The organism is Acinetobacter sp. SWAC5 (assembly GCF_003419885.1).
Lineage (GTDB): Bacteria > Pseudomonadota > Gammaproteobacteria > Pseudomonadales > Moraxellaceae > Acinetobacter > Acinetobacter cumulans.
This window is the reverse complement of sequence record NZ_QUWR01000039.1, coordinates 1-13448: the sequence shown is the minus strand read 5'-3', so window position 1 is coordinate 13448 and position 13448 is coordinate 1. Positions and strand designations below refer to the sequence as shown.

The 13448-nt window shown below is 37.3% G+C and carries 16 protein-coding genes and 1 pseudogene; 10 read left to right on the top strand and 7 right to left on the bottom strand.

Annotation, left to right across the window (positions count from 1 at the left end):
• Window positions 1–482: 482 nt before the first annotated feature.
• Window positions 483–1334 (bottom strand): hypothetical protein, encoded by an 852-nt coding sequence (locus tag DYI81_RS16945; protein WP_228199086.1) that lies wholly within the window; start codon window positions 1332–1334, stop codon window positions 483–485.
• A gap of 201 nt (window positions 1335–1535) precedes the next feature.
• On the opposite strand from DYI81_RS16945, the gene DYI81_RS16940 reads away from it, so the two are divergent.
• Together DYI81_RS16940 and DYI81_RS16935 are read left to right on the top strand one after the other, a co-directional pair.
• Complete coding sequence (locus DYI81_RS16940) at window positions 1536–2186, top strand: hypothetical protein (RefSeq protein ID WP_057694164.1); 651 nt, start codon at window positions 1536–1538, stop codon at window positions 2184–2186.
• Complete coding sequence (locus tag DYI81_RS16935; protein ID WP_005006121.1) at window positions 2162–2953, top strand: TraX family protein; 792 nt, start codon at window positions 2162–2164, stop codon at window positions 2951–2953. Before DYI81_RS16940 ends, DYI81_RS16935 begins: the two co-directional genes overlap by 25 nt.
• Before the next feature lie 68 nt (window positions 2954–3021).
• Here DYI81_RS16935 and DYI81_RS16930 read toward each other — a convergent pair whose 3' ends face one another.
• The 4 genes from DYI81_RS16930 to DYI81_RS16915 form a co-directional block, all read right to left on the bottom strand.
• Window positions 3022–3768, bottom strand: coding sequence for a hypothetical protein (locus DYI81_RS16930; protein ID WP_117008145.1), 747 nt, complete (start codon window positions 3766–3768; stop codon window positions 3022–3024).
• Window positions 3769–3885: 117 nt separating this feature from the next.
• Window positions 3886–4626: a hypothetical protein gene (locus DYI81_RS16925; RefSeq protein WP_005006125.1), complete on the bottom strand. Its 741-nt coding sequence runs from the start codon at window positions 4624–4626 to the stop codon at window positions 3886–3888.
• 34 nt (window positions 4627–4660) lie between these two features.
• Window positions 4661–5200 (bottom strand): hypothetical protein, encoded by a 540-nt coding sequence (locus DYI81_RS16920; protein ID WP_228262019.1) that lies wholly within the window; start codon window positions 5198–5200, stop codon window positions 4661–4663.
• 80 nt (window positions 5201–5280) lie between these two features.
• The gene (locus DYI81_RS16915) at window positions 5281–5703 is read right to left on the bottom strand and encodes a hypothetical protein (RefSeq protein ID WP_005006133.1); all 423 of its coding nucleotides are present in this window, start codon (window positions 5701–5703) and stop codon (window positions 5281–5283) included.
• A 59-nt stretch (window positions 5704–5762) separates the two neighbouring features.
• Between DYI81_RS16915 and DYI81_RS16910 the strand changes: the two genes are divergently transcribed.
• The 7 genes and pseudogenes from DYI81_RS16910 to DYI81_RS16875 form a co-directional block, all read left to right on the top strand.
• Window positions 5763–6569 (top strand): hypothetical protein, encoded by an 807-nt coding sequence (locus tag DYI81_RS16910; protein ID WP_099143605.1) that lies wholly within the window; start codon window positions 5763–5765, stop codon window positions 6567–6569.
• A gap of 1 nt (window position 6570) precedes the next feature.
• The gene (locus DYI81_RS16905; RefSeq protein ID WP_063454483.1) at window positions 6571–7434 is read left to right on the top strand and encodes a lytic transglycosylase domain-containing protein; all 864 of its coding nucleotides are present in this window, start codon (window positions 6571–6573) and stop codon (window positions 7432–7434) included.
• Between the two features lie 85 nt (window positions 7435–7519).
• Entirely contained in the window at window positions 7520–8026 is a 507-nt protein-coding gene (locus DYI81_RS16900) for a thermonuclease family protein (protein WP_099143606.1), read from the top strand.
• 5 nt (window positions 8027–8031) lie between these two features.
• Window positions 8032–8340 (top strand): hypothetical protein, encoded by a 309-nt coding sequence (locus DYI81_RS16895; protein ID WP_005006143.1) that lies wholly within the window; start codon window positions 8032–8034, stop codon window positions 8338–8340.
• Window positions 8341–9032: 692 nt separating this feature from the next.
• Window positions 9033–9476, top strand: coding sequence for a hypothetical protein (locus DYI81_RS18170; RefSeq protein WP_228141108.1), 444 nt, complete (start codon window positions 9033–9035; stop codon window positions 9474–9476).
• Window positions 9477–9596: 120 nt separating this feature from the next.
• Entirely contained in the window at window positions 9597–10223 is a 627-nt protein-coding gene (locus DYI81_RS16880; protein ID WP_058952585.1) for a hypothetical protein, read from the top strand.
• A gap of 84 nt (window positions 10224–10307) precedes the next feature.
• A pseudogene (locus DYI81_RS16875) lies at window positions 10308–10487 on the top strand (ATP-binding protein); the annotation flags it as partial.
• A gap of 523 nt (window positions 10488–11010) precedes the next feature.
• Here DYI81_RS16875 and DYI81_RS16865 read toward each other — a convergent pair.
• Together DYI81_RS16865 and DYI81_RS16860 are read right to left on the bottom strand one after the other, a co-directional pair.
• Window positions 11011–11751, bottom strand: coding sequence for a hypothetical protein (locus DYI81_RS16865; protein ID WP_117008143.1), 741 nt, complete (start codon window positions 11749–11751; stop codon window positions 11011–11013).
• Between the two features lie 2 nt (window positions 11752–11753).
• Window positions 11754–12689, bottom strand: coding sequence for an AraC family transcriptional regulator (locus tag DYI81_RS16860; RefSeq protein WP_058952586.1), 936 nt, complete (start codon window positions 12687–12689; stop codon window positions 11754–11756).
• Between the two features lie 122 nt (window positions 12690–12811).
• Between DYI81_RS16860 and msrA the strand changes: the two genes are divergently transcribed.
• Entirely contained in the window at window positions 12812–13300 is a 489-nt protein-coding gene (msrA, locus tag DYI81_RS16855; RefSeq protein WP_000762837.1) for a peptide-methionine (S)-S-oxide reductase MsrA, read from the top strand.
• The last annotated feature ends 148 nt before the right edge of the window (window positions 13301–13448 follow it).

The window sequence follows — 13448 nt, the reverse complement described above, 5'->3', positions numbered from 1 at the left end:
TTCGCAAGAGATGCGATGGATGTCTGGTGATTTGTAGTCATAAATTTTAGTCCCCACTTGTTTTTAAGTGGGGACTAAATTAAGGCTTATAGGAAGAATTCATAAGGTGTGTTCAGCGGACGCTTACCATTTTGCCAGTTTAAGACATTAATGTAAAAAGACACACGTATATACTTTAGAGCAAGCTCAGGTAGCATGGGATAACGCACGGTCCATAGATCAACCGATCGCCGTGCACCACGTTCGCAAACATATTGTATGAAAGGTGGACTATCAATATATCCCCTCGATCTCACAAATAGATGATCCTTATATCAAGTATGTGGCGCTTGAAAAGGATAATTTAGGTTTATTGTGCGATGGAAATGACGTCTTTTGGTTAGACTTTGCCACGGGCAAAACCAGTACAGATTTTTCTTCTGCTACAAAACTTCGGTATGACCAGGCCCTTTCGTTAAAAGATCGCTATATTCTTCTTCCTTTTAATATAGCCGATGCACATAAACGACTGCTTTTGTGTATGTCCAACTTAAATTGACCAACAAATTAGGTTCTTTATCCATAGCGAATAGATCTGAATAAATATTAAAGTTTTTACCCAAAAATGCATTGTGTAAGAAGTGAATAAGGTCTAGATCCACGTAGTTAACCGTAGACACAATCTTTAAGTATTCAGACAAAGCTTTAAACATCGGTGTTAGCTCTGCGATGGCACGGCTAAACCGCTGTTCTGATTTATGCTCTCTATATTTTTCAAAGCCATTTTTCAAAATCTTTTTGAGTTCTGCATCATCAAATGGAATATTTGAATAAAACTCACCAGTACTAAGATCTCCAAAATTAGACATAAAGTTATCAATCACGGGTAATTTACGTTCTAGAGATAAGCGCTGCGTTGATCTGATCAATTTAATGAATGAATAAAAAAACGGTAAGAAGCGTCTGTAGTAATCATAAATAACCTCTGCAAGCTTACGATCGCGAACATCAGCATTGATGGCTACACATTTAGGATATTGCGTAACAAAAATGGGTTTCTGCAGATAAATGGTAAGGTCCTTAAACACCTCAACACCATTTAGGCGATTAGATTTAAGAAATGACCAATCTACCAAGTCATAATCAACTGCACGAATCTCTCTTAGATTTAATTCATCAAACTTAAAGTTGAGTAGGCGTAGGTAATCTACAAAATTAGCCAAGTACCATGGCTGAGTTTTATTGATGTTGTATTCAGGATGACTATCAATGTCCAAGTGATTTAATAAATTGGTCCACGACTTGTCAATTCCAGCCAAATTAACTTGTTTGTCTATTCGATCAGGGGTAAGCATAGTAATCCCAATTGTATATACTAATTCGTAAGAAATTAGATACATTGTATCAATAATTCCTAGAATAAATATTCTTTTAAATTTTTTATCAATTCTAATTCGCCACACAACAAAAATGCTTATTTACTGAGCTAAAAACTTATATCCAATTAATTAAAACCCTATATAATTATCTTAATACTCTAATTCGAGTGAGTTGTTATGATTAGTGATCCAATCGAAATCGCAAAATTAAAACAAAGCATCTTAGATTTAAGAAACAATATTTTTCCTCCACAAAACCTTTTAACGGTTGATGGATTACCAATTTATTATGGTGAGAAAAAGTTTGTTGATGAATATCTTGCACAATGGATGGACTTTTATCAAAAAGCATTAGAACTTTCTAGTCCTTTTGGTGATCCTATTGATTTGTCCGAAATAAATGAAATTCATTTGCCTGTGCATTTTAATTTGCCCGTGTTTGCTCGTAATGTCACTCGCATGATTTTAAATAAAACACTGGCCAAGGAATCTATTACTTTTCGTTCAAGTGCAGATCTGTTTGAGAAGTGCGGATACTTCAATCGTGAATATACGGATTTAATTTATGAGTACTTTGATCGTGATGAAGATAACGTATTGGTCGGGCATCGACCGTATAACGATATTCGTGCGTACTTGTTTTATGCCGGCGATGAAGAGCGTCATCGCACGAGATTTTATAACTCTGGACTGGTGCTCGGTTATCCCGAAGGTTGGAACAGCATTGAGATCTTAGATAATCGTAACAACACCCGAAAACAGCGTAGTGATGCTTATACAAACCATTTAGCGAAAAATAACACATGGTTCATCTACAAGAAGCTGTAATTAGCCAAAGCGCCGTGCGAGATCGCAATAGAGCCTTGGATCTATTGAAGTGGATTGCGATTGTGACCATGGTTATTGACCACGCATCAATATTATTTCCTCAATATAATCTGTTGTTGAGGACGATTGGTCGTTGTGCTTTTCCTATTTTTTGTATCATGCTTGCATTCAATTTGAACCAAGCTATTTCTAAAAAGAAAACCCATACATTAAAAAACTATTTTAAAAATTTGGCGTTGTTTTGTGTGCTATCAGAAGTACCGTATCAACTATTCAACCAAGAGCCATTTACAACACTGAACGTCATGCCTACGTTGCTTTTAGGATTTTTGCTTGTTGTATTGGGGGAATCTAAACATAAATATGCAACGCTGCAGTTTGTCTCTCTGTTAGTCGTGACCATATTGCTATCTAATTTTATTATGTATAGCGTGTGGGGCGTTTTATTAATTGTATTCCTGTATTTATTCTTTAAAACAACCAACGTTCGTTCTAAGAAATACTTTTTAATGATCAGCGTCTTGCTCACTTCATTGGCCAACATTTTCAACTGGTTGATTGGTGGCTACTATACGGATATGACTACATATTCTTTGGCATTCTCATTTGCTGTCAGTAGCGCCATTGCAACGTATATTGGTGCACAATTCCTACTGAAAGGACAGCACATGAATATACCTTTTGAAGTACCGCCAGTGGGGAAGTGGGCGTACTGGTTCTATCCAGTACATCTCGTCATCATTTGGATTCTTTTTAAATTTGCATAATAAATTTAGGCTCAAAAAAAGCACCAAAGTATTTATGACTAAGGTGCTTTTTTATTGCTTAATCAGCGTTATTCGCTAGATCCAGCATCTAAACCGAATGAGCTAATTTCTTGCTGTCTTTCTTGCTCAGCTGCTTGTTCTGGTGATGCTTGTGGAGTAGGTGCACCAGATTGGTTATTTTGTTGATCATATTGATTCAGCAATTGCTTTAATGCTTCAGGATCTTGAGCAATTTGATTCGCAATTTCTAATGTTGGGTCCTGTTGTTTTTTACCAGCAACATAACCAAAAATAGCCAAACCAATGAAAGCAGCGAAGAAAGTGGCAAGTACGATCAGTACAAACTTACCAATAATGCTACCTTTGAAGCGTTCAAACCAAGTTTCATCTTCATAGTGGTAAGGTTGGTTAATGTTTTGGCAACCATCACTAAATGCATCCATCCACGCATTACGAACCAATTGTTTAATTTGTTCTGTTTGCGGTAAATGACCTTTTTTAACCACGTTTACTTTGATTTTTGGCTCTGCTAATACAAAACGTTTTTCTTCACCATTACCTAGTGTATTAACGAGCTCTACGGTACCAGAACAAGTGAAATAACGACCAACATCATTGTTTTCTAAAGTATCAAAACCACTGATTTGTATTGTTAACTCTTTAAGATCGGCATTCGAGATTTTTATATTTTTAGGTTGACGATTCAAATCTTCAGAATCCGTATCAACTGAGATTGTTAAAAGGTCATTGTTACTAAAAATTGAAACAAGAGGGTCGTGAGATAGAATGTCTTTTTGCTTCTTAATTAAACTCACAATGTATCACCAGTTAAAATAGAAATTAAAAGTATTATATTTTAAAAAAGGGTTTTAGTGATAGTTTATTTTATGTTTAACGCAAAAAAGCCACTTTTAAGAAAGTGACTTTTAGGTTTAAGGGAGATAGTTATTATTTATAAAATATTCCTTTTTAATTCTCTTAATCTCCATGCCTTTGTCTAAAAGCAATTTAAACTCATTAAAATCATCACGCATAAGCTTATGAACCTTTAATGATTTTTGACTCTTAGCTTTGATAGCACTGTTGTATTGTACTGCAGCAACCAGATCGTAATGCTTATTTAGATCCAAACCATAAAGTGATGTTAATTTTTCAGAAATATAATCAAATATAACGGTCAAACAGATGACCTTATTGTTAGTGTTAGTCAGTATCTCTTCTGGAAATTCATTATTTCCCGAAGCTGCACTGGCTAAACGTGCCCATTCTGTCATGGGTAGGGAACCATCTTCACCAATCACGTTGATTAAGTTGTTTAAAAAGATAAAGCGGTGATTAAAAAACTTCACTTTGCTTTTTTGCAAAATTCTAAATGTATAAACGTTTGCCCAATACACAACATAGTTTTTAATCTTTAGACCATTGATTGAGTCTTGCGTTAATAAATCTTCATTGGTGATGCCATGATATTGAGTTGCTTCTTCAGTGACTTGTTTTTTTGGCTTCCAGTAGCTCTCTTCAGCATTATAAAGATACTGAACCTGTTCTATTGATGATGTGCGGCACTTTTTAATACGCGTCAAAATAGACGACTTAATAATGTCAGGCACATCAACTGGATTCTTGACTTTGGCGGTAAATTCCAGTGTGAGAAAACATAATGGTGCTGGCATAGCTTGGCCTTTCTAATATCCCTTAATTTATAACTTAAAACGTTCTATTTTCTGAATTGATATTCGCGAAATAAGGAACTAATTGCTTTTCTCGGTCATGAATGTATGCAGTTGATGACATATCCAATACCGCACCTGGTACATAAGTTAGGTTTAGATTGATATTTTCACCGTTACCATCGATCAAGACGCCATTAAACCGCGCTTTGTCTGGATCTCCTTTTACAAATAGCTGTTGGCCAACATAACCGGACAAGCTATTGATATAGAGGTTTTTCATTTTTTCCGAAGATTGCAAAGCATTTATATAGAGAAGATCCATAATTTTTTCTTCTCCATTTTGATTTCTAATTTTTACTGTTTTTGGACCAACAACATCCACAATTGTAGCAATCCATAAGTCATGATGTTCAACATCCCAACCATTGTAGCGACTTTCAATCCAATCGGGGCTTAAGAGTCTTGGCTTAAAGGGGTAGGAGTAGATTTTGAATATTAAGATCGAAACCACAATTATGATTGGCAAGCCAAAACATATTTTTATTTTATGTTTCTTAAAAGCACTGTTAAACATAACCGTATATACCAAAAAATTTAAAATCATTTTAACTTAAAATAATAAGTTTGTATTGGTTAAAACCATTGATATATCAATTATTCATCACTGTTATAGGTATAGCCATCATCACTACTGCGATCTTTACCTACTAATAATGCTTCAATACGCTTAGCTTCAGCTATTGTTCTGAGTGCATTTTCTTTTTTTTCTTGTCGTTCTGTATTTTCACGAATCGCTTCAAGAACCTCAGGAGATAAGGCGTTTTCAGGTTGTTGTTCTTGGGCTTCAGGCTCGGAAGCACTTGCTTCTTCAGCCTTTATAGGTTGGTCTTTTTTCTTAGGATCTACCAAGTCATAAAACACAAGTTCTTTTGATTCACTCGTTGCCGATTCGTCTAAAAACTTCTGTTCTTGACCTTTTAATGGATCTTGTTCATTTGGAGTATTAGAGTTATTACAGGCACTTAAAAGGGTGGAAATTAAAATAACCGTTGCGAAAATAAAAAGGGTTTTAGACACGTTGAAAATCCTTTAATATAATAACGTATTCTACATAATAAAAGTCCGTAGGTAAAAGTATGTCTTCAGATAAAAATAGTTCTGATAGTGCTCCACAAAAGGTAAATATTACCAATGAGGTTTTAGATGAAGCTGCCATTAAACAGGCAATTGAAGCTAGTCAACCCCGTAAATCAGGTATTTTAAAGCGAATCTTTTTTGATTTCGGGCGTAAAAGCCACTGGAGTTCAGCTAGAAAAGGGTTTTTACCGCATTTATCTAATATTAGATCAATGCTGTCTCCAACATGCCCCGAATGCGGTAAATCGATTTTAATGCATGACAACAGGATTCCACGTTCTTATAAAGGCAACGTGAATTGGGTATGTGCACACCCTTTATGTGAATATGAAATTGTCGCACCTAACAATTTTAAACAACTGAAAAGACTCATTGCTAATACTCACTACCCAAGAGGGCAAGAACGTTTAGCTTCAATGAGTAATGATGAAATAGACAAGCTTGTTAAAAACCATCAATTTTCGTCTTATTTGTATTTAGCATTATCTATGTTTACAGGCTTGTACGTAGTTTATATGTTCTTTAAAGCGCTATATCCAATGCTTGTTGTACCAGGTGTATTATTGGTGTTTTATCTATACATGGTTAGCATCAATTCAGCTTATCGTGCGTGGCAAGTCCGTACTGGTCTTTTATTTTTACCGAATGCGCCATTCTTGGCATGGTTCCGCTATGCGCCAAAAAAATATAGCTTATCGTGGTATGACGGCAAAAACCCATTGCCAGTTGAAACACTGAATAAGTTAGCTGACCGTAAACAGCACCTAATCGACAATTTCAACAACAACGATAAAGGTGCTGATTAATATGCTGTTAAAACCAACGCTATTTGCGACTCTATTAGGATCAAGCGTTGCTTATGCTCAATTGCCTCAAAGTTCTGAGGCTCTAGGTGCATATGCAAACCATGTCAATTCTAATGGATCAAGTACACCATATCGACCATTTCAGGTCATGACCAACACTCAGCAAGAAACGGCGCCAGCAAAGCCAAGAGGATTTACGAGTCGTTACTTGGGCGTGAAGTACACACCGCAAAAAACTGAAGAAACTCCGACTAGCACTGAGCGCACGGCAGTTGCACAAAATGGACCACAACCTAGTGGCCAGCAAGCACCAGCACCACAACAACAACCCGTTCGCCAGAATATCCGTCCTGTTTCTTATACCTATCCAACTACGCAATACAATCAATACAACCAAGCGAGTGCATCTTACGATCAAACCGTACCGGGTAGAGTCGCTACTTTGAGTTGTGTTATTCATGCTGCGCGGTCAGAAGGTGTTCCGCTGTATGTTTTATTGGGTATACATAGCAAAGAGCGTGGTACCAATGGACAAACAGCGCAAAACAAAAACCGTTCATTGGATATGGGGCAATTCCAAATCAATTCCATGCACTTTAAACGTGGCGGTATGTTTGAAAATTATAACAGCCATTATGTGCGTACTGATGGATGTCTGAATGCGCGACTTGCAGCCAAGATCTTGCGAAATCGATTAACCACAAAACCGTCAACCGATTTTTGGGTTAGAGCAGCTGCTTACCACTCATGGACGCCATCTTTTAATGCGATATATCGCAATGGCACGACAAAACAACCTGGTTTAGTTGCGTATGCACTTCAATGGAAAAAATGGCTTGAGAGAAAGGGGATAAATCCTAACTAATCAGCTGAATATATTTTTTAAGAAAAAAATTGCAGTTACGTAATGCGATATAATTCACCTATTCTTTACCCACTAAGGATTCAAAATGAACCTTAATACAACTTTAAAAAGTTTAGCTTTAACCTTATCCATGTCTATTGTTGCTACTGCAGCTCAAGCCGATTTTGTTGGCAAAGTTGTACGTATTTCTGACGGCGACACTATCACCGTTTTAAACAACAACAATGAGCAGATCCGTGTTCGCTTCAACCAGATTGATGCACCAGAAAAAAGTCAAGCTTTTGGTCAGAAATCGCGTCAGAACATCAGTTTCTTGCATGAAACGATTGTGTATGTGCAAGAAAATAGTAAGGACCGCTACGGTCGTACTCTTGGTACCATTTTTCAGATGCGTACAAACCAAGTGCCCAACTTAAACATCGTGAATAGTGTTAACTATAAGCAAGTTAAAGATGGCTATGCATGGGCTTATCGTGAATATCTCAAAGATAAAATTATTTTGAGTGCTGAAAGCAACGCACGTTCTCAACGCCTTGGTTTATGGGCTGATCCAAACCCTGTTTATCCAAGCCAGTACCGTCACAATAAGTAATATTGATGAACGGTGAATTAAATACCGCTAAAGCCGTAGCGGTATTAAATAAATATCTACTGCAACAACAATGTGGTAATCGTATGGAACTGCAGTTTTTCAGTGAAGAACTGCAAGCTCAGATTGAAGCTCTCAGCTTGGCTTCTGTACGAAATGAGTTGGTTACTCAGTTGGCAAATTTGGGAAAATGTCTTTGTGATGAAAAGTTGGTGAATTGTTCAGCCAACGCAAATTACTCAGAAGTGGCAATAGATTTCCTTGAAATGCACTTAGAGTCGCTGGAAGGGCGACAGTTCAAAGAAGGTTTTATATGACATCTATTGTCATATCCACGGAATCCAATTAATCACCAGATCAGAACGAACCACTAAGCAATTAGTGGTTTTTTTCCTAAGGGAACTAGATCAATTGTAGATTTTTAAAAGGTAATGTTATGCCGAACAAAGATGATGAACATGCAACTAAATAAAGCTTTCTACCTTTACCTTACTTTTGTAGCGATTCTTTGGGCTATTATCTGGTGGTGTTTACTGATTAATATGCACCAGTACTTTAGTGCGGTTTTTTATGTTTTAACGGGGTACTATTTTATTAATAAAATTTTGATGAAAATTAGTCCTTATTCATCAAAAATACTTTTTACAGTTTTATGGCCAATTGCTTATCCAGTTTTATTCTTAATACTCTTGTTCAAGAGGTGGGATAAAATCTAAATTTGAAATGACACACCTATAACAACACCCTAGAAGGTGAAGTAATCCGAAAGTTAATTGGTTCAGTGGATCAAGTTTTAGCTAAGTAGTTTAACCTTGGCAACAAAAAAGTCCCATTTGCAACATTGGGGCTTTTTCATATCTATTTTTTATAGGTTATGAATCAACTAGCTAAAAAAAGAACAGCCTTATGTTGCTTTCATGCTTATTAGTAATACACTTATTTGTGAAAATTTTGGCATTACACAACAAATAGTTTCACATTTTTGGCAAAGCATAGAGTAGGGAAAGACATGGCGGAAAATTCACTCAAAAAAGGTCAGTACACACGCTTTAGTAATAAAATTGGACTCTACAGTGCGAATCAAGAAAACGTAGGTTTTATTAAAAATAACAGTAATGTAGTGATTAATTTCCCATTTAAAGATGCTGTGCTGGTTGGGGGCATGTCTCGCGAAGATGTTAAAACAACAGAAAAGTTTTTACATCAAGAAGTCGATTCAAAAGATATTGATACATTATTTGAGCCAAAAGTACTTACCAATCCTGAATATTACAGCGCAACCAATGAGACAGAATTTGAATTTTTTGACGAAAATGGTGAGCTAAAAGAGAACTTGCTAATTAAGGGGAATAACCTATTGGCACTGTACTCTTTAAGAGAGAAATTAGCTAATAAAGTCAAACTTTTATACCTGGACCCACCATACTTAAATGCACCAAAGACTTTTATGTAAATAATTTTATATAAATAATTGATATTAAAATATAATAATTTAACATGTAAGTAAATATAATAATTGAATTTAACAGGTAATGATGTACCATCAAATAATGTAATGTTTTGAGTCTACATAATGAAACTCATTAGAACAAAATTTGAGTCAGGCGAACGTTATTCACTTTTGATAGATGACAATGGAGTTCCGAATTGGTATCCGACTCTTTTTGCTACAAGTAAGCTCAGAAATTCTGCGAAGGCCTCAAATACAATAGAAGCCTATCTCAATGCCGTTAAGTTGTTATTAGAATGGTGTCATACTAATAACATTTTATTGGAAGAAACTTTCTTAAAGAAACAGTTTTTGACTACAGAACAGATAGAAGGCCTTTGTATTTATCTTAGAGATAAAAAAGATAAGAAAACTGATGAAAAATTAAGAAAACCTATAATTCAAAGAAAAGAGTTTAATAGAGCAAAAATACGAACCAATGAATCTGTATCAAATGCTACGACCTATATAAGAATATCGTATATTGCTAATTATCTAGATTGGTTTGCAAAGCAAATTATCAGTGAGAGAAATCAAATAATAGATCGTGAAATTTCACACAACATATCATGTATGGTTAAAAGTTTAAAAGCTAGGAGACCATCAAGACCTGTTTCATCGAGGAGTACAAAAAAAGGGTTAGCAGAAAATCAAAGAAGTATTTTGTTAGATCTTTTGAATTCCAATAGCTCAAAAGAGTTTGGATTTTAAAACGCCAAATCAAATAGCAGAGAACTTTTATCGGTTAGCTGCCTAGCATATCCCAAGTGAAAGTCTCCTGCTAATTCAGCACATATCATCACAGCCAATCACCCGTTTAGTGCATGGGATCAGATCTTCCCAGACAGCATGATGACGGTAGCGGCCATAGATCGGCTGATCCACCACGCGACAATTATAGAATTAGAAGGAGAAAGCTATCGAAAACAACATCAGTTAAAACAAGCTGGAAGTAGGAAAAATGAGAAAACCTAACCGGCCATCATAATTGACGCGAACCGGCCAAGATAGTTGACGCCGAACAATGATTGACGATCTAACGCTCCAGAACCAAATCAGGGATCTGGCTTTAGCGAGTCGGAGCGAACCGACCGATGGTTGGCGTACCGAAGAGCTTGACCCTAAGTTGTGGAACGGTTGGCGTAAAATGATTCAGGGGGACCGGCTAGAAATCGCTGAATACGATCTGACGGCTAAGGTTAGCCAAGGGGACTCTCCTAGTGACAAGCCCGGAGTGGTTGAAGGTCTAAAACAAAGAATAAGGGCTTACAACTTTAGTAAACAAAGGACGTCATCAATAGCAGTGATATAAAAAGTTATCTTTGCCGCCCCGATAAGGCTTTACGGGGCGACTAAGTCTCACCCAACCGACAATTCCGATAGTTTCAGAATAAGCTTTGAGTTTTCTAAGATTGGAATTACTACACCACAGCACGTACTCGAGATACTACAAATAGCTTTTTGGTAGGACCGATACCGAATAAATATCCATAATACATCAGGAGAAACTTTTTTTAATTTTCTGTAACCGGTCATAAATCAGTGGCGGATAATTTGCATGATATTCACCACACTCTGGGCAATGCTCTTGTTTTAGGTACGCTTGATTGTCGAGATCTTGATAAGGAAAAACGCTGAAGAGAAGTTCGTGCTGCATAAGCGTTTTATAAAAACTCTTATGATAAGGTGCAATCTCGCTGTCTTTGATTTTGTCGAAATATAGGTCAACGCTGTTCAAAATGCTCATAATTTCTTTAACCCCGTCGAACCTTAAAATGTCGTCATCTTTGTGAATATCAACATCTAAGCTCTCTAGATCCTCAATGAAACATTTAATCGCACGTCGAGAATACAGAAGGATCATTTGCGTCTTGCCATCAACGGTCTTTTCTTGATCGTAACTAAAATTTTTGATGTTTCTTTCGACGAACATATAAAGTTCGTGAAGTTGATCTAACTCGTGCCTTAGTTGCTCCTTCGTGTTTTCTTTTTCGATTTGCTGATGAAGGATTCTATTCGCATCAATCTGGGCTTTCAGCGCTAAAAACAGAACTACTGAAACTAGTATCTGTACGAATGGGTTCGAAATACCTCCAAAAGCATCTCCTATTTCGCCATAATCCTTCAAGTAGTGAAGAGGAAGAAGAGGTAAGAATAAAGGGAGAAGAAGACAGAATACACTGCCGACGACGATGACCCAGAAAGCTATTTTGGTAACAGGAGAGTTATAGATATTCATTTTTACACCTTTTCAGAATTTTCTTTTCTGTACGCGCTAGGAGTTTTGCCAATTTTTTTCTTAAACAACTTTTGAAAGTGTTCATGTGCCGGATACCCAATGGCTTCACTCACTTCGGGAACAGACTTACCGGATTCTTTAAGCAGCTGCTTTGCTTTTTCAAGCCGACAATAGGTTAAATAATCAAGAGGTGTCATGCCTGACAGCTCCTTAAATTTGACGCTGTAGTTCGTACGCGACATCCCCGCAATCCCGGCGAGATCGTCAAGACCCCATTTTTTATCGAGACTATGATGAATAGCTTCCAAGGTTTTGCTGAGTTGCGGATTTTCGATCAGTTTGAAGAATCCAGCATTTTTATTGGATTTGTACATGTGGATTCTTAACGCTTGCACGAAGATAATTTCGGTCAGCTTTCTGACTAACGTGTTGCTTCCAGGAAGCCCTGATTTTGCTTCCTGCTCTATAATACTTAAAAGCATGGCAAGCCAAGGCGAGTGGGAGTTATCAGCACTCTTGATATGCACGACATTTGGCAGCGAATTTAAGAATGGATGATCGGGTCCGCCATTAAAACAAAAATGTCCGCAAACGACGTTGGCTTTGAGCTTGCTCTGATCACCGTATTCCAAAACTTGAGCTTCGGTGAGGTTGGCTTTAGCTCTAAATTCGACCGCAGGCTCGGCCTTGATTTTTGGTGCACTGGCCATGGTGTGCTCAATCCCTTTGAAAAAGATCAAAATATCGCCCTGCTCCGCCAATGCTTTAAGTTTAAGTTTTGGCACCTCATACCAAAACTCGCCATGAGTCACGATGTGAAATCTCGCTAGATTCTCTTCCTGCGGGAGGCTGATGCCCCAGTCTCCCGCAAATGAGGTTCTATACCAGTAGCTGCTAGTAAGCTCTACCTTATCTAAAATTTCACTGAGAACATCCATATATAGCTCCTACGTAAACTGTCCAATAGGTCATGTTATACGAACTATTGAACATATTATATCTATTTTACATGCTGTAAAGTCAGTCTAATCAGTAAGTGGATGAAAACTAAGGAGGCTTTATGAAACTAGATTATGTGATCGTTGCCGGAGGGTGTTTTTGGGGTCTCGAAGACCTCCTTAGGAGTCTGGACGGTGTGACGTCAACGAAGGTGGGCTACTCTGGCGGAGATTTTGATGATCCTACCTACGCCGATATTATAACAGGGAAAACGGGGCACGCCGAAGCGGTTCGCGTGGAATACGACCAAGACGAAATATCTCTCGAAGAGATTCTACATTACTTTTTCAAAATCCATGATCCGACTACGAAGAATCGCCAAGGAAATGATGTTGGCACTTCGTATCGCTCGGCAGCGTTCTATCGTGACGATGCACAGAAAGCGATTATCGAAAACGTGATTGATGAGGTCAATGAGATCGGTCGCTTCGAGAATCCCGTGGTCACGACGGTAGCCTTGGAAAAAGAGTTTTATGACGCTGAGGAGTATCACCAAAACTATTTGAAGAAGAATCCCCACGGGTACACGTGCCATTTTGAGAGAGATTAAACCATGAATCAAACGAAAGAGCTCTGTACACGACAAATTTCACAGAACCCTTATCCTATCAGGCTTCTGCCTTCTTAAAATTGCCAAAATTTCCTTAAACTCTTCTTTTTTCCCAAAACCAATTAAACGCTGAATCGCCATTTGAACA

Bases quoted from the DNA above. Each gene is read 5' to 3' on its own strand.
- DYI81_RS16945 (WP_228199086.1), bottom strand. From the start codon at position 1,334: ATGCTTACCCCTGATCGAATAGACAAACAAGTTAATTTGGCTGGAATT.
- DYI81_RS16940 (WP_057694164.1), top strand. From the start codon at position 1,536: ATGATTAGTGATCCAATCGAAATCGCAAAATTAAAACAAAGCATCTTA.
- DYI81_RS16935 (WP_005006121.1), top strand. From the start codon at position 2,162: ATGGTTCATCTACAAGAAGCTGTAATTAGCCAAAGCGCCGTGCGAGAT.
- DYI81_RS16925 (WP_005006125.1), bottom strand. From the start codon at position 4,626: ATGCCAGCACCATTATGTTTTCTCACACTGGAATTTACCGCCAAAGTC.
- DYI81_RS16920 (WP_228262019.1), bottom strand. From the start codon at position 5,200: ATGTTTAACAGTGCTTTTAAGAAACATAAAATAAAAATATGTTTTGGC.
- DYI81_RS16910 (WP_099143605.1), top strand. From the start codon at position 5,763: ATGTCTTCAGATAAAAATAGTTCTGATAGTGCTCCACAAAAGGTAAAT.
- DYI81_RS16905 (WP_063454483.1), top strand. From the start codon at position 6,571: ATGCTGTTAAAACCAACGCTATTTGCGACTCTATTAGGATCAAGCGTT.
- DYI81_RS16900 (WP_099143606.1), top strand. From the start codon at position 7,520: ATGAACCTTAATACAACTTTAAAAAGTTTAGCTTTAACCTTATCCATG.
- DYI81_RS16895 (WP_005006143.1), top strand. From the start codon at position 8,032: ATGAACGGTGAATTAAATACCGCTAAAGCCGTAGCGGTATTAAATAAA.
- DYI81_RS18170 (WP_228141108.1), top strand. From the start codon at position 9,033: ATGGCGGAAAATTCACTCAAAAAAGGTCAGTACACACGCTTTAGTAAT.
- DYI81_RS16880 (WP_058952585.1), top strand. From the start codon at position 9,597: ATGAAACTCATTAGAACAAAATTTGAGTCAGGCGAACGTTATTCACTT.
- DYI81_RS16865 (WP_117008143.1), bottom strand. From the start codon at position 11,751: ATGAATATCTATAACTCTCCTGTTACCAAAATAGCTTTCTGGGTCATC.
- DYI81_RS16860 (WP_058952586.1), bottom strand. From the start codon at position 12,689: ATGGATGTTCTCAGTGAAATTTTAGATAAGGTAGAGCTTACTAGCAGC.
- msrA (WP_000762837.1), top strand. From the start codon at position 12,812: ATGAAACTAGATTATGTGATCGTTGCCGGAGGGTGTTTTTGGGGTCTC.